This is a genomic window from Marivibrio sp., from assembly GCF_040218065.1.
Classification (GTDB): Bacteria; Pseudomonadota; Alphaproteobacteria; order UBA8366; family Aestuariispiraceae; genus Marivibrio.
Map to the genome: position 1 here is coordinate 87,216 of NZ_JAVJQE010000004.1, position 20,884 is coordinate 108,099.

The window sequence follows — 20,884 nt, forward strand, 5'->3', positions numbered from 1 at the left end:
GCTCTCCACCCTAACGCGGACGCCGCGCGCGCCCCGAATCCGGCACAGCATGCAAAAGCTTCCGGAGAAGGTCTAGCCCGTCGTCTTCGCGTATGCCGCGACGATCTCCGCCAGCGTCGCCGCGGTCGGGTCGTCCAGGGCTGCGACAGCGCGGCGCGCGCGCTCGAGATCGTCGGGCGTGTCGATCGCGACCGACAGGCCCTGGTAGCGCTCGTCGCCGGGGTGGACGTTCTCGATGCGGAAGTCGTGCGGGTGTTCGTAGGCCCAGGCGGTGACGTGCTCCCGCCAGGCGAGGTCGTCGCTCGCCTCGCAGATCCGCGCCATCGCCGGGCGGCTGACGGCTTCCGCGCTGGCGCCGACGGGGTAGCCGCGCGGGAAGACGTTGGTGGCGATGTCGACCGCCGGATCGCGCAAGAAGGTTTCGGCGACCGCGTCGACGAGGGCGGGGTCGGCGAAGGGGCTGTCGCCGCAGATGCGGATGAACCAGTCGAGGTCGAGCGCCCGCATCGCGGCGAGGCACCGCCCGGCCACGTCTGCGCCGTCGCCGCGAAAGCAGGCGACGCCTTCCTCCGCGGCGAGGTCTTCGAGCGCGTCGTCGACCGGCCGGTCCGAGGTGGCGAGGACGATGGCGTCGACCACGCCGCAGCGCCGCAGCCGATCGATCGTCCGCCCGATCACCGGCCGCCCGCCCAGATCCGCCAACTGTTTGCCAGGCAGCCGGCGGCTGTCGAGCCGGGCCAGCAGCAGCAGCGCGGCCGGGCCGCGGGGGGTGAGGGTGGGGGTGAAGGCGCTCATCGCACTCGTCTCTACCGTTGGGCGCCCCCGCGAAAGCGGGGGCCTCTGGCGGGCGGTCTCCTAGCGCCGGCTCCGGCGTCGGCGTGTGCGCGACCAAGGTCCCCGCTTTCGCGGGGACTCCCTGCCGATCGCGTCAATTGCGCTCCAACTGGCGCTTCGCGCGCTCCCACTCGGCGACGTACCATTCGCAGTAGCGCTTGTAGCCGACCTCGAGCGGCCAATCGGGGACGAAGCCGAGCTCCTTGTGCGCGCGCTCGATCGACAGGGTGCCGCGGATCGGCTTGTCGGCCGCGCGCGGGCGCTCCTCCAGGATCGCGTCGGGGACGACGTCCTTCACGATGCCGGCGAGCTCCGCGATCGTCCGGGCGTTGCCGTAGGTGATGTTGAAGGTCGACGATTTGTCCGGCCCGTCGTGCAGCGCCAGCGCCCGGACCATGCCCTGCACCAGATCCTCGATATAGGTGAAGTCGAGCTTGCCGTCGCCGCCGCCCTCCAGCAGCAGCGGCTTGCCGGTCAGCGCGTTCTCGATGAAGGCCTGACTGACGCGCCGCGAGATGCAGCGCTCGCCGTAAAGCGCGGAGGGGCGGATCACCGTCGTGCCCACGCCATACTGCGTGCGGTAGGTGCGCACCAGCCGCTCGCCCATGAACTTGGCGTTGGCGTAGATGCCTTCGGGCCGCGGGAAGGTGGTCTCGTCGACCTGATCCCCTTCGAAATCGCCGTAGACGGTGGAGGAGGAGAGGAACATCACCTGATTGATCGCGTCCGTGCGCGGACGCACCAGCTCCAACACGTTGCGCAGCGTGATCAGCTGCAGATCGAAGGTCAGTCCCGGCTCCTGCTTGGCGTCGACGGCGGATGCGATGGCCGCCAGATGGACGACCTTGGTTGGGCGCACGTCCTCGAACACCCGGCCGAGGTCGGCCAGCAGGCGCGCGTCGCAATTGATCAGCCGCACGCCGGCCTCGCGCAGCAGATCGAAGCGCGACAGCAGAAAATGCTGGTAGGCCTGACGCTGCACCGCGTCGCGCGGGCCTTCGAAGCTGTTCTCGATCAGGCTGTTGACCATGAGGTTGTCGGCGATCGCCACCTCCGCGCCCATCTCGGCGAGGCCGAGAGCGAGGTTGTGGCCGATGAAGCCGGCGCCGCCGATCAGCAGGATGCGCTGACCCGTCAGCTTGGGCTTCAGGCTGTCGAAGGGAATGTGGCTCATCTCAACCCTGGCTCCTTCTGGATCGGTCTAGCGAGCGTCGTCGTAGGCGGCCCTGAAGGCGTCGGCGATTCTGCCGGCGCCCTCCTCGCCCAGATGCGGGCCGACCGGCAGGGAGATCGTCTGATCCGCCAGCCACTCGGCCACAGGGAAGTCGCCGCGACGATAGCCGTATTTCTCTGAATAATAGGTAAAGAGCGGCACCGGCCCGGGATAATGGATCGAGCTGCCGATCCCGCGCGCCTTCAGCCCGTCGACGACCTTGTCGCGATCGACCGACCCGTCGCGCGGCAGCACGGCGTTCAGGCAATAGAAGCTGGACCGCGCGGGGCCGTGCTCCAACGGGAACGCCGTCACCCCGTCGATCTCGGACAGCGCGGCGTGCAGCGTCTCGGCGTTCTTGGCCCGCGCCGCCATGAAGCCGTCCAACTGGTCGAGTTGTTTCAGCCCGACCGCGGCCTCCACCTCGCTCATCCGGTAGTTGAAGCCGAGCGCGTCGACGTCGTAGATCCCGGGCCGCGCCCGCTCGCCCAGCATGCGGTTGTAGCCGAAGGCGCGGCGCTTCCTCAGCTGCGTCGCCAGCTCTTCGTCGTCGGTCGTCACCATGCCCCCTTCGATCGAGGTCATGTGCTTCACCGGATAGAAGGAGAAGGCGCCGGCGAGGCCCAGCGTCCCGGCCTTCTTCGTGCCGTAGACCGCGTCCACCGCCAGCGCGCAATCCTCCAGCACGAAGGCGCCCTTCGCGGCCGCCGCCTCGTTGATCGCGTCCATCGCGCAGGGCAGGCCCAGGTAATGCACCGGCATGACCGCCTTCAGCGGCCCGTCGACGGCGGCCAGCAGGTCTGCGTCCATATTGCCGGTCGCGGGGTCGACGTCGACGAAGACGGGCTCCGCCCCCTGCAGCTCCACCACATGGGCGGTGGCCACATGGGTCATGGCGGGGACCGCCACCCGATCGCCCGGCCCGACGCCGTTTACGAACAGCACCAGATGCAGGCCCGCCGTGCAGCTGGACACCGCCACCGCATGCTTCGCGCCGATGCGGGCTGCGAACGCCTCCTCGAAGGCGGGCGTCACTTGCCCATGCACCAGAATGCCGCTCTCCAGCACCTCGTTGACCGCGTCGAAGACGGGGCGGTCCAGCATGGGCTTGCCGAAGGGGATGGGGGCGTCGGTCATGAAGGAACCCGCATGATGATTATGGCTCTGCGGACCGTAGCAAGTTTCGCGCCGGTTGGAAGGGGGCGTCCGCGTCGTTCGGCGCTGCTCTGTCCCGGGGGGCCAGCGGCGCGCCGCCCCTAACGACGCCGCTTTCGCGGGCACGCGGGTCTTAAGAAACGGTCCAAGCGCCTGTCGTTCCGGCCGGAGAGCCGGGCCGACCGGAGCCTAAGGCGCGCTCGGACACCGGTTGGCCCGGCTCACAGGCCGGGCCGACGAAGGAGATCGTCATTGTTTGAGCCGCCGATAAGACGGTCCTCAGACCTGCACCGCTCGCCCGCTCTCCGCGCTCTCCCACGCCGCGAGGCAGATTTTCATGACCTGGATCACGTCGCGGCCGGTGACCAGCGGCTCGTGGTCGCCGCGGATGGCGCCGATGAAATCGGGCAGCAGGTCGCCTTTCTCCATCGCGGGGTAGGGGACGTCGAAGGGCTCCTCGTCCTCCGGCGCGTCGCCGCGGTAGAGGCGCGCGGGGCCGTCGGCGTTCTCGAAGCTGAGCTGGGCGCCGTAGAGGTTGAGGCTGTGGAACTTGCGGCGCTGCGGGCCGAACAGCGTCGTGGACTTGGCCAGCAGGTCGCTTTCGAAGCGCATCAGGACGCTCATCGTGTCCGGATATTTGAAGGCGCTCGATCGCGTCAGCTTCTTGGTCGCCATGGCCGTGACCTCCACCACCTCCTCGCCCGCGATCCAGCGCATCAGGTCGATCAGATGGATGCCGCCGCCGTAGGCGACGCAGTAGAAGTCCATCTTGCCCCGCCAGCCCTCCGTGATCTTCCACAGGATCTGGTGGATGTAGTCGCCTTCCATATAGAAGAGATCGCCGAACTCGCCCCGCCGCACCATGTCGTGAACGGCCCGGAAACGGGGACTCTGGCGCAGGATCAGGTTGGAGGAGAGCCGCTTGCCGGAGCGGGTCCAGGCGTCCTCCACCCGCTCCAACCCGACCCGGTCGAGGGCGATCGGCTTTTCGCAGAAGACGTGTTTGCCGGCCTCGAAGCAGGCGACCGCCTGCTCCACATGCGCGTCGTCGTAGGAGCAGATCGAGACCGCGTCGATCCCCGGATCGTCGGCGATCGCGCGCCAGTCGGTATGACGCTCGGCGACGCCCTGGCGGTCGGCGACGGCGGCGAGGCGGTCGGCGTCGACGTCGCAGACGGCCTTAACCGTGACGCCGGGGATCTGGCGATACCCGACGATATGGCGTTCGCCGACGCCCAGGCCGATGACGCCGACGGCGAGCGGTAGCGCGCTCATAAGGCCCTCCGAAGTCCGCGCGGCCCCGTCTTATCGAACCGCCGCCTCCAAGCTTTGCAGCATCTGATTGACGCTGTCGATCACCCGGGCGGAGGCTGCGTAGGAGTTCTGGAGCACCGTGAGCCGGGCCATTTCTTCGTCGATGCTGACGCCCACTTCGTCGCGCAGCGCCTGTTTGAGGTCGGAGCGCAGCGTTTCGCTCTCGCCGGCGAGCTGGTTGGCGCGCTCGGCCTGCTTGACCACGTCGACGATCACGCCGTTGGCGAGTCCGGTGTAGGTTTCGTTGGTGAGCCGCAGGGACGAGCCGTTCAGATCCCGCGTCGCGCCGTTGAGCGAGCGCAGGACCTCGGTGCCCGAGAGTTGCTTCACGGTCTCCGCTCCGGTGGTCAGCAGCGGGTTCACCTGCAGGTTTGTGCGCGAGACGCTGGTCGGATTCGTCCCGGTTTCGACCTGGAAGAAGGCGTCGGCCTCTCCCGTGCGGGCGTCGGCGTTGGCGAGGCCGAGGCCGGTCAGCGGCGTGCCGGCGGTGTTGGCCAGCGTCACCGCTTCGCCGTTGGTCGAGGTGATCTCGAGCTGTCCGTCCTCGCTGAGGCGGGCCTTAACGTTGGTGAGCGCGTTCAAGTTCACCAGCGCGGAGGCGACCGTATCGCCGGTGTTGATGGTCACCGCCTGCGCGCCGGAGCCGTCGTTGACGTTGATCGTGAAGGTTCCGGCCTGCGCCGCCGAGAAGGTCGACGTCGTGTCCGTGAAAGTGGACGTGCTGCGGGAGGTCGGGGAGGCGAACTGATAGGCGTTGGCGAAGGTCTGCGGCTCGCGCAAGCTGGCGCTGGAGAGGCCGAGGCCGCTGAGCGGCGTGCCCGCGACGTTGGCCAGCGTCAGCGGCGTGCCCGCGGTCGATGCGATTTCCAGCGTGCCGTAGCTGGTGAGGCGCGCCCGCGCGCCGGAGATCGCGTTGACCGCGGTGACGACGTCCTGAACGGTCGTCGCGCCGCCGATCACGACGTTGGTCGTCCCCGCCCCGACGTCGATCGAGAAGGTGCCCTGCTGCGCCGCCGTGAAGGTGGAGGTCAGCGCGGAGAAGGTGGAGGAGCTCTGATCCGCGGCCGTCGCGTCGTCGACCAGCGCGTAGGCGACCTCGTCCAGATGGTTGCGCAGCTTCTGTAACGCGCCCAGGCCGTTCGCGCTGCCGTCTTCGGCGGTCTGATCGGTGCGGACGAAGTTGATCAAGGCGCGCAATTCGCCGTCCGGCAGTTGCCCGCCGGTCACCAGATCGCTGCTGGGCGAGCCGGACTTGGTCAATTCCCGCGTCGCCGAGTTCCAGGTGAAGGTGCTGGCCGAGCGGTCGGTCAGGTCGAGGCCGCTGGTCGTGTAGACGGAGATCGAACCGTCCTCGCGCTCGAAGGTGCGGATGTCGATCAGGCCGGAGACGGTCTCCAGTTGCTGATCGCGCAGGTTCTCCAGCTGTGAGGTCGGCGTGCCGCGCGACTTGTCCCTGACGATGGCGTTGTTCAGCCGGTCGACCTCGCCGAGCGCCGTGTTCAGACGCGTGACGGTGTCGGCGATGTCGGTCAGCACCTGCGTTTCGATCAGGTCGAGCCCGTCGGAGACGCGCTGTAGTTCGTTCACGATGCTTTCGCCCGACAGGATGATCTGATCCGCGGCGGCGTCAGACTCCGGAGCGGCCTCGAACGCCTTCCAGGCGGTCTTGAACCGCTCGAAGGCGTCCCCGAGCGGGGTGTTGGAGTTGATCGTGCCGGTGAGCTGCTCGATCTCTTGATAGAGACGATTGCGCGTCGCGTTCGATTCCGCGTCCGCCGTCTGGCTGAACAGATCGCGTTGCAGGCCGTCGTTCGCGATGCGTCGGATGTCGGCGATCCGCACGCCCCCGGTCTGGAGATTCTCGAAATTCTCCTCACGGCGGTTGTAGTTCGGGTTGTTGGCGTTCGCGACATTGTCCGAGACGGTGCGAACGGCCGTATTCAGGGCGTTGATCGACGTGACCGCGACGCCAAGGGCTCCGAACAGCGACATGGCTTCTGCCTCCTTCCAAGGCCGGCCGTCGGCGCGCGGGGCTTCTGCCCAGAAGACGCGCGGACGGCCTGATCTCCCAAGCCGCCGTCAGCAGCTCCGATTGAGCGCGACGGGGGCGGACCGGGCGCCGGCGTCGCGGCTGGCGCCGCTCTGGCCGTAGCCCTCGACATGGCCGGCCGCCTTGCGGGCGGCGTCGGCGATATGGTCGACGATGCGCTGGCTCGCCTGGGCGGCCAGTTTCAGCTTGCGCTCGTTGATCTTGGCCAGATCCTCGAACCGGGTTCCGACCTCTTTCAGGCGCGCCTTCAACTCCGGCTCCAGCGCGGCGGCGAAGTCGTTGTCGTTCGCCAGCGCATGCACCTGCTCTTCGTAGAGCTTGAAGAGCGCCTGTTTCTCCTCGATCACCGGGCCAAGCTCGCGCGAGCGCGGGCGCTCCAGGAGGGCGTTCTCGCGCTCAAGCAGATCGACCAGATCCTCCATCAACCCGATCAGGTTGTGGGCGCGTACGGTGGGGTTCATTGCTGGCTCTCCTGCATTTTCAGGATTTCGCTCATGATCTTGTCGGCGAGTCCGACGCCGCCCGACCGGGCCAGCATCTGCCCGTACTCGTCGACCAGCATGTCGCGGTTGATCGCCTCCGCCTGACCGCCGCCGAAGGGGCCGTCGGCGTCGATCTCGTCGAACATCGGTTTCAGCATCTGGGTCAGGAACACAGCCTCGAAGTCGACCGCCGCCTCGCGCGCCTTGGCGACGAGCGTCGGGTCGGCGCCGTCGCGGGCCGCGCCCATCGTCATCGATCCGGGCGCGGCGGCGGCGGAGGCCGCCAGCCGGCTGGTCATCAGGGTGTCGGCTGCGTTCATCTCTTACATCACCTCGATTTCGGCCTGCAGGGCGCCGGACGCCTTAATCGCCTGGAGGATGGTGATCATGTCGCGCGGCCCGACGCCGAGCGCGTTGAGGCCGTTGACCAGCTCCTGAAGGCTGACGCCGGTCTCCAACACGCCGAGACGGCGATCCTCGTCTTCGTCGATCTCGATCTCGGTGCGCGGGACCTCAACCGTCTCGCCGGTGTTGGAGAAGGGTTGGGGTTGGCTGACCTGCGGGGTTTCGGTGATCCGGATCGTCAGGTTGCCCTGGGCGATCGCGACGCGGCTGATGCGCACATTCTCGCCCATCACGATGACGCCGGACTGCTCGTCGATCACCACCTTCGCCATCAGGTCCGGCTCGACCCGCAGCTGTTCGATGTCGGTCAGCATCTCGACCAGGCGGCCGCCGTAGCTTTCCGGGAGAGTGACTTGAACCGTGGTGGGATCGAGCACGCGGCTCGTCTCGACCCCGATGAAGGCGTTGATGGCGCGGCTGACCCGGCGGGCGGTCGTGAAGTCGGGATTGCGCAGCGCCAGCTTGACGCTGCGCATGCCCTCCAGCTCGAAGGGGATTTCACGCTCGATGATTGCGCCGTTGGCGATGCGCCCGGCGGTGGGCACGCCTTTGACCACCGTCTCGGCCGCGCCCTGCGCCTCGAAGCCGCCGACGGCCAGCGAGCCTTGCGCGACGGCGTAGACTTCGCCGTCCGCGCCCAATAGCGGCGTCACCAGCAGCAGCCCGCCCAGCAGGCTGTCCGCGTCGCCCAGCGCCGAGACGTTGACGTCGATCCGGCTGCCCTGGCGCGCGAAGGGGGGCAGGGTGGCGGTCACCATCACGGCGGCCACATTGTCGGCGTCCAGATTGTCGTCGCGGGCGTTGACGCCCAGACGCTCCAGCATGCCGATCAGGCTTTCCTGTGTGAACACCGCGCTGTCGAGAGAATCGCCCGTCCCGTTGAGGCCGACGACCAGCCCGTAGCCGATCAGCATGTTGTCTCGCACGCCTTCGACGTCGACGATGTCCTTGATGCGCGACTGCGCGGTCGCGTCGTCCGCGAAAAGCGGCGTCGCGATCAGCGCGGCGGCGGTCGCGACCGCCCCGAGCGCCCGCCGCGCCTGACCGATTCTCTCGAATAGGGTCCGTCTCAGCATCTCTCTCTCCCTCGGACGCATCCGTCCGGCGTTATCTATGCGAAGATCGTGCCAGCCCGGAAGGGGCTGTAATTTGCTGAAAAACGGCTATTTTCTTGAACGACGTCGTGCGACGGCGGCAGGATTTTCCCCGCCCGACGGCGCGCCCTGTTTCAAGCGCCCGGGAAAGCGCGTAGGATTTGACCCATGAAGATCGACGGTCCCAACAACGCCGGCAAAGCCGGCGCCGCCAAGAAAGCGAAGAAAAGCGGTCACGCCGGCGGTCCCGCTTTCGCCGACACGTTGCGCGGCGGCGGCGATCGCGCCGAGGGCGTCGACCGGGCGGCCGGCGCGCCGGGCGGCGGCGTCGGGGCGGTTTCCTCGATTGATTTGCTGTTGGCGGTGCAGGGCGTCGGCGACGCGACGGACGACCAGCCCAAGCGCCAACGCGCGACGGAGTGGGGGGCGAGCCTGCTCGACCGTCTCGACGACGTCCGCCTCGCGCTTCTTTCGGGCAGGTTGTCGCCGGATCGGCTGCAGGCCCTGCGCGACGCGCTGCAACGCGAGCGCGAACAGGCGCGTGATCCGAACCTTGCCGCCGTGCTCAAGGACATCGAGCTGCGCGCCCGCGTGGAGCTTGCGAAACTGTCGCAACGCTGAGCGCGCCGCAGGCGGCTAGGCGCCCGAAATCTTTACCGAAAAAACACGTTGTATCGCATGCGGCTTGGCCTTATAAGCGCCTCGCGCGGTGCAACCGACACGTTCGATCTTGCGATCTTGCTGGAGTGTCGAATGACGACGGACAAGGCTGCTCAGTCCCCCTCCCGGTCCGAGGCCGGCGCCACGCCGACCTCCACCCTCCTGCCCCCGGACTACAAACCGTCCGAGGAGGAGGAGTTCATGAATCCCCTTCAGGTCGAGTATTTTCGCCAGAAACTGTTGCGCTGGCGCCAGGAGCTCCTCAACGAGTCGAGCGAGACGCTGGAGAGCATGCAGGAAGAGAGTCTGGCGCAGCCGGATCTGACCGACCGCGCGTCGTTGGAGACCGATCGGGCCATCGAACTGCGCGCCCGCGACCGCGAGCGCAAGCTGATCGCCAAGATCGACGCGGCGCTGCAGCGCATCGCAGACGGGTCCTACGGCTATTGCGAGGTGACGGAAGAGCCGATCTCGCTGAAGCGCCTGGAGGCCCGGCCGATCGCGACGCTGAGCCTCGAAGCCCAGGAGGCGCACGAGCGCCAGGAACGTCTGCATCGCGACGACTGAGGCCGCCCGACGCGCTTGCACATTCGAGACAACCCGGCGGTCTCCGCCGGGTTTTTCCGTATTTTGGCCGAGGCTCTGAAAACGGGGCGCATCAAGGTCTTGCAAGCCCGCGGCGATGGTGATACTTCCCCGATCCGCCGGCGGGAAACCCCGGCTCCCGACAGGCCCCGCCCCGCTTCCGGGGCCTCGTCAATAGGGCGCGTAGCTCAGCGGGAGAGCACTGTGTTGACATCGCAGGGGTCGCTGGTTCAATCCCAGCCGCGCCCACCATCGAAACCCCCGGGGAAACCCGGGGGTTTCGCTTTTTGCGGCGCGCTGTCTTTCCTACGCGCCGATCAACGCGTCGTACCGGCGACGCGCCTCCCTTTGATAGGCCTCGACCCGCTCGGTCTTAGGCATTTCCCGGGCCGGCTTCTCGTTGATCGGGCGGGAGAAGTGGGTGCGCGCGAAGATCGGGCTGACGCCGCTTTCCGGGAAGGCGCCGTCGAGCAGCGCCGCGAGCGCGTCCGCCTCGCCGCGGAACAGCGCGTCGCTTTCGATCGCGATCTCAGCCCGTTCGGGAAAGGCGCCGCCGAGGCCGCTCCAGAGTTTTTCCGTAAACGCGAGATACCAGGCGACGTTGAAAGGCAGTTCCTCGTACAGCGCGCGGCTGAAAATGAGCCGCTGCGAACCCTTGGAGGGGTCCGCGGTCTCCGACGGTCCCGGGCCTTGCGGCGGGTCCGCGTAGGGCAGGGGAACCAGCTGGGCGCCGGCGAACTGGCGCTTGCGAATCATCGAATTGATGACGGCGTCGACGTCTCGCCGCAGGCTGAGGAACCGCGCGTCGGGGAAAAGCCCCGCCAGTATCGGCGCGAAGACCGCGTCCCAGTGGCTGACCAGAACCGGCGTGCGCCCCGCGCGATAGGCCGACAGCCACTCCGTCCCTCGGCACGTCAGGAAAAGGTCGGTCAAGCTGTCGAGCACCGCTTCGTTGAGGCTCGGCTCGCTCAACAGTCCGATCATCGCCCAGCGATGCCGAGGCGCCGTGATCCAGGCGTAGCTGTGAAAGGGCGTGTAGAGCTTGGAGGCGTCGAGCAGTTCGAACAACGCCGTCGTGCCTGCGCGGCCGGTCGATACGACCTGGACCGGGCCGCCGGCCTGGGGGGCGTAGCGTTCGCGTACGGCCGCCACCGCGGCCATGACGCCGTCCGTCGTCTGCGCCCGTGACCGGGCGGCCACGTGGGCGGCGATCTCCTTGATCCGGCGGGCGAGCCGCTCGGGCTCGATCTCGGTCGGCGCGCTCGGCCGATAGCGCGCGTATTCCTCCGGCAAGGCCACGCGCACCGCGCTCTCGGGCGGGATCGAGCCGATATGCTTGCCGCGCTGGATCATGCCGGCGTCGGGCGCCGGCAGGCTCATCGCGCGCTCCGTCGTCGGCCGGCGACGGAACAGGCCGTAGTCGATCCAACCGGGACTCTCTTTCGGGAAGGCCTGGCGCATGGCGCCGCGAAGCTGCTCGTCGCTCGCCTCTGGATAGGCGCGGCAAATCGCCTCGAAGGCGAAGCGCTGGTGGCCGGGATGCTGGCGCTCCGGATCGCGGCGGATCAGTCGGACGAAGAGGTCCATCGCCTGACGCGCGTCTCCCGCCTGCAGCAGGCAGGCGGCGGCGTAGCCGATGGTGTTCGGCCGGTCGCCGCCCGCCTGGACGGCGACGCGTCCGCCGGGCAGCTGCGCCCCGTTGCCGCTCTCATAGAGCGCGTAAAGCAGCATCGTTGCGCCGTCTTCAGGCAGCCGCGCGGTCAGGGGATTGTCGAGGGCGGTCTGCAACACTTCGTCGATGTCGCCGAGCAAACAGGCGCAATTGACGAAAAGATTGAGCGTCGCCGGGTCGAGCGTCTTGGGATCGGCGGAGGGGTCGCGCTCCGCCAACACGTCGTACATGCTCTGGGTCTGGAGCACTGTCAGCAGCTCAGCGTAGGGCTTCATGAGGAGCGTCGTCTCCGCGTTCGCCGGACTTGGAACGCATCGCCGGACTAGGGATGCGTCAGCACCCTAGCCGCTGCGCGCGGCGCCCGCCACCGTCGGGACGGCCGGCTATGAGTGATCCGGGGCGCGGCGGGGGCGCGTATTCGGACCATGACCTCGGCTGAAATCCTGACCGCCGGCAAGGCGGCGATCTGGTTCGCGCTCCCCTTGGCGCTTGCGATCTGGGAGCTGGTGCGGTTGCGCCGCTCGCAGCGCCGGGACTGGGAGCGGAAGCGGAACGGCGGCGCTAGGCCGCCTGAAAATGCTCCCACACGGTCCAGAGTCCGATCGCGATGAAGCCGATCCCGGCGATCAGCTTGAGGGGGACCGCCGAGAGATAGCGCTCCGCGCCGGTCCCGAGCGCGACCGCGAGCGCGGTGGAGGCGACCAGCGCGCCCGCGGCGGCCAGGAAGACCACGACCGGGTGATGCGCCCGATCGGCCGCGAACAGAACGGTGGCGAGCTGGGTCTTGTCCCCGAGCTCCGCCAGGAACACGGTGATGAAAATCGAGATCACGGCTTCCACGGGTACGGCCCTCCGTCTCTTGGCTGCGCAGTGGGATAGGGCCTAAGAGACGGCGACGCAACCGGCCTAAGGTCGGCGTCGACGTCGGATTTCGCCCTTTGCGCCGCCGGACGGCTCGGCTACCTTCAAGGCGATGATGCGACTAAGCGATTCTTTCTCCGCCGTTCGGCTGTTGGCGGCCGGCCTGTTGGCCGGCGCGGTCCTGATCGGCTGCGGAGTGGGCGGCGGCCCCGGACCGGAGGCCCGCAGCGCCGCTCAGAAGGTGGAGGAGACGATCGTCGCGATGCGCCGCGACGCGGGCGCGCCGCTTGGCGAAGCGCCGGACACCAGGTTGTTCGCCCAAGCCTTCGAATACATCCGCACCGCCTATGTCCGCCAGACCGAGGAGCAAGCCTTGGTCGAGGCCGCCCGGGCGGGCATGCGCGAAGAGATCGACGATCCCCGCGCCGCGCGCCCGGACGCCTTCGTCGAAGCGGCGACGCAGGCGATGCTGCATTCGCTCGACGACTATTCCGTCTATCTCGACCAGGCGAGTTTTCAGCGCCTTCAGGAGGAGACGCGCGGACGCTTCGGCGGCCTCGGGATCGAAATCAAGAAGGATCCGCTGGGGCTGGAGGTGATCTCGCCGATCGAGGGGACGCCGGCGGACGCCGCCGGCATTCGCCCCGGCGACAAGATCACCGCGGCCGACGGCCGGTCGCTCGCGCCCATGACCCTGCGCGAGGCGGTCGATCTCTTGCGCGGCGACGTCGGCACCAGCGTCACGTTGACGGTCGAGCGCGCGGAGCGCGCCCCCTTTGACGTGGCGATCACGCGCGACGTCATCCGCATCCGACCCGTCAAGGCGCGGCTCGAAGGCGATGTCGGCTATCTGCGGGTCAGCCACTTCACAAGCCGCACCGGCGAGGTCGTGCGCGAACAGATCGCCCGATTGGAGGATGAGGCGGGGCCGGAGGGCCTGCGCGGCTTCGTAATCGATCTGCGCAACAATCCAGGCGGCCTGCTCGACGAAGCGATCGGCGTCTCCGGCGCGTTTCTCGACGGCGGCGAAGTGGTCTCGGTCAAAAGCCGCACCGATGCGGAGTATTTCGAAGCGGACGGCGGCGACGACAGCGGCGGCAAGCCGATCGTCGTGCTGATCAACGAAGGCTCGGCGTCCGCGTCCGAGATCGTGGCCGGCGCGCTCAAGGACCGCAGTCGCGCCGTTCTGATAGGCAAGCGGACCTTCGGCAAGGGCTCGGTCCAGACGATTCTGCCGCTGGAAGGCCGGCGCGGCATCAAGTTGACCACGGCCCTTTACTTCACCCCGTCGGGGCGATCTGTCGAAGGCGGGATCCCGCCCGACATCGAGGCCGAGCGCGACCCCGACCAGGAGCGAGACGAGCCGCTGGAGCGTGCGCTGACCCTGGTCGTCGACATGGCCGGCGGCCATTCCGTCTATTGGAACGCGGGCTCGGTGCAGCGCTGAGCGCGGGTCGCGCGCCTTGCAGGCAAATCGATCGGCCGAGCGCGCCGGGGGCGGGCGCCGGTTCCTGGCGTCGGTTGGGGGTCGACAATGGGCGTCTTTTTTTAGAATAATTCTATCTTGCAATTGCGAGCCAGTCGCACTATCTCTGCGCTCAGAGCCAAAGGAGGCCTGCGCCATGAGCAAGATGATCGACGAGAAACTGCCCCTTGATCCCGACTCCAAGACGGCCGCGATGAAGACCGCGACCTATGCGCTCATGCATCTGGTGGTCGCGATGGCGGTCGCCTATGCGTTGAGCGGCAGTTGGAAGGTCGCGCTCGGCATCGGTCTGATCGAGCCGGCGGTGCAGACGCTCGCCTATATGGTGCATGAACGGGTCTGGAAACGGCGCCTCAATCGTCAGCGCGGGTCGGAGTCGGCCGAGGAGGGTCGCGGCGACCCTTTGTACGGCGGCGTGAGCGCGATCGTCCGCCCCGCTGGGGCTATCCGGCCGGCCGCTGGCTGCTGAGCTTCCTGCGGCTCGTTCGGATCCGCCTGAAGGGGCGGCGGCCGCCGGGATGAGCGGCGCCCGTGCGCTGCGGCTTGAAGCGTCCCGCCGGATCGGCGTAGCGTGAGCGCTCTGACGACAACCCTTGATCGCCGCTCATGCCCCGTACCGACATCACCATTCGCCCGGCGCTGCACCGGGACATTTCCGTGCTCACCGGCATGGCGCGCGCCCTGGCCGAGACGCTGGGGCGCCCGCCCGACGCCGTCGACAAGGACGCGATCGCCGCTCTGCTGTTCGGGCCGGACCGTTGGGCCGACGCCCTGATTGCGGTCGATCGCGACCACCGGGCGCTCGGCTACGTCACGCTCAGCCGGAGGTTCGAGCCTCACAACGGCGTGCGCTCTCTTTGGCTCGGGGACTTCTACGTGATGGCGAGCGCGCGCGACGGCGGCGTCGGGCGCCTTTTGGTGCAGGCGGCGGCGAAGCGCGCGTTGTCCTTGAAGTGCAGCGCGCTCACCTGGGACGTCGGTCGCGATAACGAGGCCGGGCGCGCGTTTTTCGCAAAGTCGCCCGGCGCCGCCGACCGGAGCGTCGAGCCCTGGCGCGCCGAAGGCGAGGAGCTGCGCCGGCTGGCGGAGGGAGGCTGAGGGCCTCGGGGCGCTTTTCGTGCGCCCGCGCATCCGTTACATCAGACGGCGTCCGCCGATTTCATCTTCTCACGCGGAGCTTCGATCCATGACCGCGACGATCTTCATCGACGGCGAGGCCGGCACGACCGGTCTTCAGATCCGCAGCCGGCTTCAGGGGCGGGACGATTTGCGCCTGATCAGCCTTGGCGACGCCGAACGCAAGGACGTCGAGCGTCGGCGCGCGCGCCTGAACGAGGCCGATATCGCGATCCTTTGCCTGCCCGACGACGCCTCGCGCGAGGCGGTCGCCATGATCGAGACCGATCATGTCCGCGTTATCGACGCCTCCAGCGCCCACCGAACCGCGGAGGGCTGGATCTACGGATTCCCCGAATTCGCGCCGCAACAGCGAGACGAGATCGCGCGCGCGCGCTTCGTCACCAACCCCGGCTGCTACGCCATCACCTCGGTCGCGATGCTGCATCCGCTGACGCAAGCGGGGCTGATCCCGTCGGATCATCCGGTGACGATCAACGCGGTTTCCGGCTATTCCGGCGGCGGCAAGGGGCTGATCGCCGCCTTTGAGGACGAGACGGCGGAGACATATACGACCGAAGCGTTCCGTCTTTACGGCCTCGGCCTGAACCATAAGCACGTCCCGGAGATCCGGCGTTGGGCCGGGCTCGATCGCGCGCCGCTTTTCGTCCCCTCGGTCGGGCGCTATCGCCAGGGGATGCTGGTCAGCCTGCCGCTGCAATTGGACGCGTTGCCCGGCGCGCCGACGCCGGATGCGCTCTATGATGCGCTGGCTGCGCGCTATGGCGATGAAGGCTATGTCGAGGTTCTCGGGCCGGCCGAGACGGCGGAGATCGCGACCCTGGACCCAGAAAGTCTCAACGGAACCAACAAGCTGCGGCTTCACGTCTTCGCCAATGAGGCGGCGCGCCAGGCCTTGGTCGTCGGGCTGATCGACAATCTGGGCAAGGGCGCGTCGGGCCAGGCGTTGCAGAACCTGAACATCATGCTGGGCGCGCCGGAAGGGCGCGGGCTCGACGCGCCGCTGCTGCTGTGATCGGGGTCTTCGACTCCGGCATCGGCGGGCTGACGATCCTGCGCGCCCTGCGGGAGCGCCTGCCGACCGAACGCTTCTGCTATCTCGGCGACAACGCCTACGCCCCGTACGGCGCGCGGCCGGCGGATGAGATCTACGCGCTGACCCGGCGCGGGATCGACCGTCTGTTTCGGGAGGGCTGCGGCCTTGTCGTGCTGGCCTGCAACACGGCCGCCGCGGTCGCGCTGCGCCGCCTGCAGCAGGAGTGGTTGCCCGCCGCTTGGCCGGACCGCAACGTGCTGGGCGTCTTCGCGCCGGTGGTCGAAAGCCTCTCCGGCCAGAGCTGGTCGGCGCCGGGGCCGACCCGCTACAGCACGCCCCGCAAGGCCCGCACCGTCGCCCTCTTCGCAACCCGCACGACGATCCAGTCCGACGCCTTCGGACGCGAGCTTCGCAGCCGGACGCGCGACCTGTCGCTGCTCAACCAAGCCTGTCCGCGCCTCGCCCAGGCGATTGAGGAGAGCTGGGCGGACGAGGATATCGATCGCGGCGTCGCGCGCTATGTCGGCGCGCTGATGGCCAAAGCGGGCGGCGCGCCGGTGGATCTGGCGGTCCTCGGCTGCACCCACTATCCTCTGGTGCAGGACGTCTTCGCGCGCCACCTGCCGCCCGGCGTCACAATCCTCGATCAGCCGCGGCTCTGCGCCGAGGGGCTCGCCGATTATTTGACCCGAAAGCCGCAGTTCGCAAGGTCGGAGGATGAGCCGGCGGGCGCGCTCTCCTTCCTCACATCCGGCGATCCGGACGCCATCGCCGCCAACGCCGCCCGCTTCTACGGCGAGGCCTGCGCCTTCGGGCATATCAGCGCGCCCCCGACGGCGCCGCCTCCCGCGCCGATCCCCCCGCAGGCCGAAGCGGAGGCGCCGCCCCCGCACTCGTCCCCGACCGCGCCCCCGGCCGCGGCCCCGGGGGAGGGGTCTTCGTCCGCATCGTCCGACGACGGGTGACCCGCGGTGCGCCGCGTGCTATCCCCTGCGTCCGACGGGAAGAGGAAGGCCGATGAGCAAGACCTACATCCGCGGCGGCGTGCTGCCCTTCAAATCGAACCGCCCGCGCCTGGGCGAGCGCGTCTTCGTCGCGCCGGGCGCGCATGTGATCGGCGACGTCGAGATCGGCGCCGACAGCGGGATCTGGTACGGCTGCGTGCTGCGCGGCGACGTGAACGAGATCCGCATCGGCGCGCGCGTCAACCTCCAGGACGGAACCGTGATCCACGTCGCCACCCACGGCCAGGGCTGCTATATCGGCGACGACGTCTCGGTCGGGCACATGGCGTTGTTGCACGCCTGCACGGTCGAGGCCGGCGGCTTCGTCGGCATGAAGGCGGTCGTGATGGACGGCGCCAAGGTGGAAAGCGGCGCGATGGTGGCCGCCGGGGCGCTGATCACGCCGGGCAAGGTGGTGAAGAGCGGCGAGCTCTGGGCCGGTTGGCCCGCGAAATACAAGCGCGACCTGACGGACGAGGATCGCGAGATGATGCGCTGGACGGCGAGCCACTACGCCGATCTGGCGACGGAGCATGTGGAGAGCCTGTCATGAGCAAGCAGCGCAAACGCGCGGCGCCCCCGAAGCGCCGCAGCGCAGAGGCCGTCGCCGCTTGGGCGAGGGGGAGGGCGGTGGAGCCCTCCGCCAAGGCCTACAAACGCCGCCCCAAACATCAAAAGCCCCGCTCCGAGAGCGGGGCTTTCGACGTTTACGGGCTGAGGCCCGAAGCCGTCAGGCGCGCATCTTGACGTAAGAGCCAGGCGCCGGCTCGATCGCCTTCAGCTTGCCGTCGCCCGGCTGGCGGGCGGGGACTTGGGGGCCGGCCTTTTTGGCGAGCCATTCCTTCCATTCCGGCCACCAGCTGCCTTCCTTGAACTCGGCGTTCTTCAGCCAGGTCTCCGGCGTCTTCGCCTTCTTGGCGTTGGTCCAGTAGCCGTACTTCTTCTTGTCCGGGTTGGGCGGGTTGATCACGCCCGCGATATGGCCCGAGCCGGCGAGGCAGAATTTAACCGGCCCCGAATAGGTGTTCACCGCCGCGAACGTCGGCTTCCAGGGCGCGATGTGGTCCTCGCGCGTCGAGAGCACGAAGGTCGGCGTCTTGATCTTGGTGAGGTCGATCGGCACGCCGTCGAGCTCGATCCCGCCCGGTTCGATCAGCTTGTTCTCCAGATACATCTTGCGCAGATAGAAGCTGTGCATCGTCGCCGGCATGCGGGTCGAATCGCTGTTCCAGTAGAGCAGATCGAAGGGGAACGGGTCCTTGCCGAGGAGATAGTTGTTCACCACGAACGACCAGATCAGATCGTTGGCGCGCAGCATGTTGAAGGTGGTCGCCATCTCCGACCCCTCCAGATAGCCGCGCTTCTCCATCTTCTGATCGAGCGCCGCCAGTTGCTCTTCGTCGATAAAGACGGAGAGCTCGCCGGCCTCCTCGAAGTCGATCATGGTGGTGAAGTAGGTCACCGCCTTCACCCGGTCGGCTTCGCCCTTGGCCGTCAAATAGGCCATGGCGGCGGCCGTCAGCGTGCCGCCCAGGCAATAGCCGATCAGGTTGAGCTCCCGCTCGCCGGTCGCCTTCTCGATCGCGTCCATGGCGGCCAGAGGCCCTTCGGCCATGTAGTTCTCGAAGCTCTTGTGACTCAGCGTTTCGTCTGGATTGACCCAGGAGACCACGAAGACCGTCAGCCCCTGCTCAACCGCCCATTTGATGAAGCTGTTCTTCGGGCGCAGGTCCAGGATGTAGAACTTGTTGATCCAGGGCGGGACTATCAGCAGCGGGCGCTTGTGCACCGTCTCGGTCTTGGGCGCGTACTGGATCAACTGCATGAGGTCGTTCTGATAGACGACCTGGCCTTCGGTGCAGGCGATGTTTTCGCCGACCTCGAAGGCGTCGCGATCGGTCATCGCGATCTTCAGCTTGCCTTTGCCGCGCTCAAGATCCTCAAGCATGTTTTCCAGGCCGTGGACCAGGTTCTCGCCCTTGCTGTCCAGCGTCGCCTTGAGGACCTCCGGGTTGGTCATCAGGAAATTCGTGGGGGCGAGCGCGTCCGCGAATTGCTTGGTGTAGAAGTCGACCTTGCGGGCGGTCTTGTCATCCAGCCCGTCGACGTCCTTCACCGTGTTCTGCATCCAGCGCGCGGTCAGGAGATAGGACTGCTTGATGTAGTCGAAGATCGCGTTCTCCGACCAGCTTTCATCCTTGAAACGGCGATCCTCGCGCTCCGGTTCGATCACCGGATCGATCTCCTGACCCATCATGCGCCGGGTCGTCGCCTGCCAGAGGTTCATGTAATCGGTCCAGAGGTTGATCTGGGCCTGCATGACGGCGCTGGGATTGTTCATCATCGCGCGCGTCATCTCGAAGAACGCGCCGCCGATGTTGAGCGGATCGCCGTGGCCGAGCGGGTTCTCGTCGCTTCCCGCCTGGCGGGAGAGGAAGTCGCTCACCAGCCGCTGGCTGCGCTCGGCGATCTCGGCCATGTTGCGCGACCACTCGACCGGATCGACGCTTGCGGCGACGTCGGTCTCGGTTTCACTCACGCGCTGCGCATTATCGCTCATGCTGCGTCCTTTCGCCCCCGTTTGGAATCGACGCGCCGTCCGTGTCGCGCCCTTCGCCTCTTAGCTTTGGCTTCGCGCGTAAAAATCAACGTCTCGGCCTTATAGCGCAGCGTCCGTCCCCTTCCAAGCGCAGGCGGCGCGGGCCGCGTATCGCGGTTGCTCCGTTCGGCGCCGATCCATAGACTTGGAAGCCGCGCCCGGACAGGCCGCGGACGCCGCCTGCCGCGCGCCGGCCCCGACCTTCTTATTTTGCGAGAGACGATGTCGCCGAGAGTTTCGCCCGCCGCCCCCGAAGCCCAGGCCGCGCCGCGGCCGCGCCGTCGCGCGCTTGCCGGCCTGTTGCTCGCGCTGTTGCTGGCCGCGCCGTCAGCCGCCTGCGACACCACCCGCGACGTCGTCGACGCCGCCAACCCGGTCGGTTGGTTCGAGGGCGACGACGAGGACGCGAACGCTGGGGCCGAAACCGCAAAGGCGCCGCCCGGCGCGGACGAGGACTTCCCGGCGCTCGGCACGACGCCGGATCGGCCTGCGGAGCCGGAGATCAAAAGCCGGTTCGAGGAACTGCGCTCCGGTCTCGTCGCCGATCGGGAGAACGCGCAGTATTCGGACGAGGTGATCCGCCGAACCCCGCCGCCGGACCGCGCGCGCGCGGACGCGGCCATGGCGGCGCTGCAGGCGCCGCCGAGCGAGCCGCCGACCGCCGAGGGCGTCGCCTCGCAGCCCGGCGAGGGCGATGCGATCGACACGCCGATCGTCGCGCCGGAGCCCGCTCCGAGCCAGACGGCGACGGCCGGCGCCGCACCCGCCGTGCCGGCGGACGCCCCGAGCGAAACCCCTCAGGCGGCGCCCGCACCGGAGCCCTTGACCCGCGCGCAGGCGGCCGAGGCCCCGCAGCAGCCGGCGGAACCGCCCGCCTCGGCGGCCCCGATGGCGGCCGAGACCCCCAGCGCGCCCGTGGAGCGAGACGCACCGGCCGCGAACAGCGAGCGGCTGATCGCCACGATCTATTTCCCGAACGGCGGCGCCGGCCTGGCCGAGCGCGATCGGGACATTCTGCGCCAAGTAGCCGATATCTACAGCCGCGGCGGCGCGTCGGTGCGGGTGGTCGGCCATTCTTCCCAAGACGGGGCGGAAGCCGGCACTCAGAAAGCGCTGGTCAACTATAAGACCTCGTTGGATCGGGCGAGCGCGGTCGCCGGGGCGCTGGCGGAGTACGGCGTGCCCCGCGACGCCATTTCGATCGACGCCCGCGGCGCCAGCGAATTGCGGTATGCGGAAAGCACGGCGGCCGGCGTCGCAGGGAACCGTCGCGCCGAAGTCTACGTCACCTTCTGAC

The 20,884-nt window shown here is 68.2% G+C and carries 20 protein-coding genes and 1 tRNA gene; 10 read left to right on the forward strand and 11 right to left on the reverse strand.

Going from position 1 to position 20,884, the window contains the following annotated elements:
- Positions 1-72 precede the first annotated feature (72 nt).
- The 8 genes from RIB45_RS01830 to RIB45_RS01865 form a co-directional block, all read right to left on the reverse strand.
- The gene (locus RIB45_RS01830; RefSeq protein ID WP_350048163.1) at positions 73-795 is read right to left on the reverse strand and encodes a cytidylyltransferase domain-containing protein; all 723 of its coding nucleotides are present in this window, start codon (positions 793-795) and stop codon (positions 73-75) included.
- A 133-nt stretch (positions 796-928) separates the two neighbouring features.
- Positions 929-2,008 (reverse strand): NAD-dependent epimerase/dehydratase family protein, encoded by a 1,080-nt coding sequence (locus RIB45_RS01835; protein WP_350048165.1) that lies wholly within the window; start codon positions 2,006-2,008, stop codon positions 929-931.
- Positions 2,009-2,035: 27 nt separating this feature from the next.
- Positions 2,036-3,184, reverse strand: coding sequence for a DegT/DnrJ/EryC1/StrS family aminotransferase (locus RIB45_RS01840; protein WP_350048167.1), 1,149 nt, complete (start codon positions 3,182-3,184; stop codon positions 2,036-2,038).
- 297 nt (positions 3,185-3,481) lie between these two features.
- On the reverse strand, positions 3,482-4,477 hold the full coding sequence (locus tag RIB45_RS01845; protein WP_350048170.1) for a Gfo/Idh/MocA family protein: 996 nt from the start codon (positions 4,475-4,477) through the stop codon (positions 3,482-3,484).
- A gap of 30 nt (positions 4,478-4,507) precedes the next feature.
- On the reverse strand, positions 4,508-6,508 hold the full coding sequence (gene flgK, locus RIB45_RS01850; RefSeq protein ID WP_350048172.1) for a flagellar hook-associated protein FlgK: 2,001 nt from the start codon (positions 6,506-6,508) through the stop codon (positions 4,508-4,510).
- An 87-nt stretch (positions 6,509-6,595) separates the two neighbouring features.
- On the reverse strand, positions 6,596-7,027 hold the full coding sequence (locus RIB45_RS01855) for a hypothetical protein (protein ID WP_350048174.1): 432 nt from the start codon (positions 7,025-7,027) through the stop codon (positions 6,596-6,598).
- Positions 7,024-7,368 (reverse strand): rod-binding protein, encoded by a 345-nt coding sequence (locus tag RIB45_RS01860; RefSeq protein WP_350048176.1) that lies wholly within the window; start codon positions 7,366-7,368, stop codon positions 7,024-7,026. Before RIB45_RS01860 ends, RIB45_RS01855 begins: the two co-directional genes overlap by 4 nt.
- A 3-nt stretch (positions 7,369-7,371) precedes the next feature.
- On the reverse strand, positions 7,372-8,529 hold the full coding sequence (locus RIB45_RS01865) for a flagellar basal body P-ring protein FlgI (RefSeq protein ID WP_350048178.1): 1,158 nt from the start codon (positions 8,527-8,529) through the stop codon (positions 7,372-7,374).
- Positions 8,530-8,715: 186 nt separating this feature from the next.
- Here RIB45_RS01865 and RIB45_RS01870 point away from each other — a divergent pair, with 186 nt between their 5' ends.
- The 3 genes from RIB45_RS01870 to RIB45_RS01880 all read left to right on the forward strand — a co-directional run bounded on the left by RIB45_RS01870 (position 8,716) and on the right by RIB45_RS01880 (position 10,044).
- Positions 8,716-9,168, forward strand: coding sequence for a flagellar assembly protein FliX (locus tag RIB45_RS01870; protein WP_350048180.1), 453 nt, complete (start codon positions 8,716-8,718; stop codon positions 9,166-9,168).
- A gap of 240 nt (positions 9,169-9,408) precedes the next feature.
- Positions 9,409-9,774, forward strand: coding sequence for an RNA polymerase-binding protein DksA (gene dksA, locus RIB45_RS01875; protein ID WP_350048359.1), 366 nt, complete (start codon positions 9,409-9,411; stop codon positions 9,772-9,774).
- A gap of 195 nt (positions 9,775-9,969) precedes the next feature.
- Positions 9,970-10,044 (forward strand) — tRNA-Val (locus tag RIB45_RS01880).
- Between the two features lie 54 nt (positions 10,045-10,098).
- Here RIB45_RS01880 and RIB45_RS01885 read toward each other — a convergent pair.
- Both RIB45_RS01885 and RIB45_RS01890 read right to left on the reverse strand, forming a co-directional pair.
- Positions 10,099-11,739, reverse strand: a complete 1,641-nt coding sequence (locus tag RIB45_RS01885) for a sulfotransferase family protein (RefSeq protein WP_350048182.1) — start codon at positions 11,737-11,739, stop codon at positions 10,099-10,101.
- 286 nt (positions 11,740-12,025) lie between these two features.
- Positions 12,026-12,304, reverse strand: coding sequence for a TMEM165/GDT1 family protein (locus tag RIB45_RS01890; protein WP_350048184.1), 279 nt, complete (start codon positions 12,302-12,304; stop codon positions 12,026-12,028).
- A gap of 136 nt (positions 12,305-12,440) precedes the next feature.
- Between RIB45_RS01890 and RIB45_RS01895 the strand changes: the two genes are divergently transcribed.
- From RIB45_RS01895 to RIB45_RS01920, 6 genes are all read left to right on the forward strand, one after another.
- Positions 12,441-13,772, forward strand: a complete 1,332-nt coding sequence (locus RIB45_RS01895) for a S41 family peptidase (protein WP_350048186.1) — start codon at positions 12,441-12,443, stop codon at positions 13,770-13,772.
- 175 nt (positions 13,773-13,947) lie between these two features.
- Entirely contained in the window at positions 13,948-14,280 is a 333-nt protein-coding gene (locus RIB45_RS01900; protein ID WP_350048188.1) for a DUF2061 domain-containing protein, read from the forward strand.
- A gap of 137 nt (positions 14,281-14,417) precedes the next feature.
- The gene (locus tag RIB45_RS01905) at positions 14,418-14,909 is read left to right on the forward strand and encodes a GNAT family N-acetyltransferase (protein ID WP_350048190.1); all 492 of its coding nucleotides are present in this window, start codon (positions 14,418-14,420) and stop codon (positions 14,907-14,909) included.
- 88 nt (positions 14,910-14,997) lie between these two features.
- Entirely contained in the window at positions 14,998-15,963 is a 966-nt protein-coding gene (argC, locus tag RIB45_RS01910; protein ID WP_350048192.1) for an N-acetyl-gamma-glutamyl-phosphate reductase, read from the forward strand.
- Positions 15,960-16,949, forward strand: coding sequence for a glutamate racemase (locus RIB45_RS01915; RefSeq protein WP_350048194.1), 990 nt, complete (start codon positions 15,960-15,962; stop codon positions 16,947-16,949). Before argC ends, RIB45_RS01915 begins: the two co-directional genes overlap by 4 nt.
- A 52-nt stretch (positions 16,950-17,001) precedes the next feature.
- Positions 17,002-17,541, forward strand: coding sequence for a gamma carbonic anhydrase family protein (locus tag RIB45_RS01920; RefSeq protein ID WP_350048196.1), 540 nt, complete (start codon positions 17,002-17,004; stop codon positions 17,539-17,541).
- Positions 17,542-17,718: 177 nt separating this feature from the next.
- Here RIB45_RS01920 and RIB45_RS01925 read toward each other — a convergent pair whose 3' ends face one another.
- On the reverse strand, positions 17,719-19,548 hold the full coding sequence (locus tag RIB45_RS01925; RefSeq protein WP_350048198.1) for a PHA/PHB synthase family protein: 1,830 nt from the start codon (positions 19,546-19,548) through the stop codon (positions 17,719-17,721).
- A gap of 261 nt (positions 19,549-19,809) precedes the next feature.
- Between RIB45_RS01925 and RIB45_RS01930 the strand changes: the two genes are divergently transcribed.
- Entirely contained in the window at positions 19,810-20,883 is a 1,074-nt protein-coding gene (locus RIB45_RS01930) for an OmpA family protein (protein ID WP_350048200.1), read from the forward strand.
- Position 20,884: the final 1 nt, after the last annotated feature.

What these genes read in the sequence shown, in the direction of transcription:
- RIB45_RS01830 (WP_350048163.1), bottom strand. Translation starts at nt 795, where the DNA reads ATGAGCGCCTTCACCCCCACCCTCACCCCCCGCGGCCCGGCCGCGCTG.
- RIB45_RS01835 (WP_350048165.1), bottom strand. Translation starts at nt 2,008, where the DNA reads ATGAGCCACATTCCCTTCGACAGCCTGAAGCCCAAGCTGACGGGTCAG.
- RIB45_RS01840 (WP_350048167.1), bottom strand. Translation starts at nt 3,184, where the DNA reads ATGACCGACGCCCCCATCCCCTTCGGCAAGCCCATGCTGGACCGCCCC.
- RIB45_RS01845 (WP_350048170.1), bottom strand. Translation starts at nt 4,477, where the DNA reads ATGAGCGCGCTACCGCTCGCCGTCGGCGTCATCGGCCTGGGCGTCGGC.
- flgK (WP_350048172.1), bottom strand. Translation starts at nt 6,508, where the DNA reads ATGTCGCTGTTCGGAGCCCTTGGCGTCGCGGTCACGTCGATCAACGCC.
- RIB45_RS01855 (WP_350048174.1), bottom strand. Translation starts at nt 7,027, where the DNA reads ATGAACCCCACCGTACGCGCCCACAACCTGATCGGGTTGATGGAGGAT.
- RIB45_RS01860 (WP_350048176.1), bottom strand. Translation starts at nt 7,368, where the DNA reads ATGAACGCAGCCGACACCCTGATGACCAGCCGGCTGGCGGCCTCCGCC.
- RIB45_RS01865 (WP_350048178.1), bottom strand. Translation starts at nt 8,529, where the DNA reads ATGCTGAGACGGACCCTATTCGAGAGAATCGGTCAGGCGCGGCGGGCG.
- RIB45_RS01870 (WP_350048180.1), top strand. Translation starts at nt 8,716, where the DNA reads ATGAAGATCGACGGTCCCAACAACGCCGGCAAAGCCGGCGCCGCCAAG.
- dksA (WP_350048359.1), top strand. Translation starts at nt 9,409, where the DNA reads ATGAATCCCCTTCAGGTCGAGTATTTTCGCCAGAAACTGTTGCGCTGG.
- RIB45_RS01885 (WP_350048182.1), bottom strand. Translation starts at nt 11,739, where the DNA reads ATGAAGCCCTACGCTGAGCTGCTGACAGTGCTCCAGACCCAGAGCATG.
- RIB45_RS01895 (WP_350048186.1), top strand. Translation starts at nt 12,441, where the DNA reads ATGCGACTAAGCGATTCTTTCTCCGCCGTTCGGCTGTTGGCGGCCGGC.
- RIB45_RS01900 (WP_350048188.1), top strand. Translation starts at nt 13,948, where the DNA reads ATGAGCAAGATGATCGACGAGAAACTGCCCCTTGATCCCGACTCCAAG.
- RIB45_RS01905 (WP_350048190.1), top strand. Translation starts at nt 14,418, where the DNA reads ATGCCCCGTACCGACATCACCATTCGCCCGGCGCTGCACCGGGACATT.
- argC (WP_350048192.1), top strand. Translation starts at nt 14,998, where the DNA reads ATGACCGCGACGATCTTCATCGACGGCGAGGCCGGCACGACCGGTCTT.
- RIB45_RS01920 (WP_350048196.1), top strand. Translation starts at nt 17,002, where the DNA reads ATGAGCAAGACCTACATCCGCGGCGGCGTGCTGCCCTTCAAATCGAAC.
- RIB45_RS01925 (WP_350048198.1), bottom strand. Translation starts at nt 19,548, where the DNA reads ATGAGCGATAATGCGCAGCGCGTGAGTGAAACCGAGACCGACGTCGCC.
- RIB45_RS01930 (WP_350048200.1), top strand. Translation starts at nt 19,810, where the DNA reads ATGTCGCCGAGAGTTTCGCCCGCCGCCCCCGAAGCCCAGGCCGCGCCG.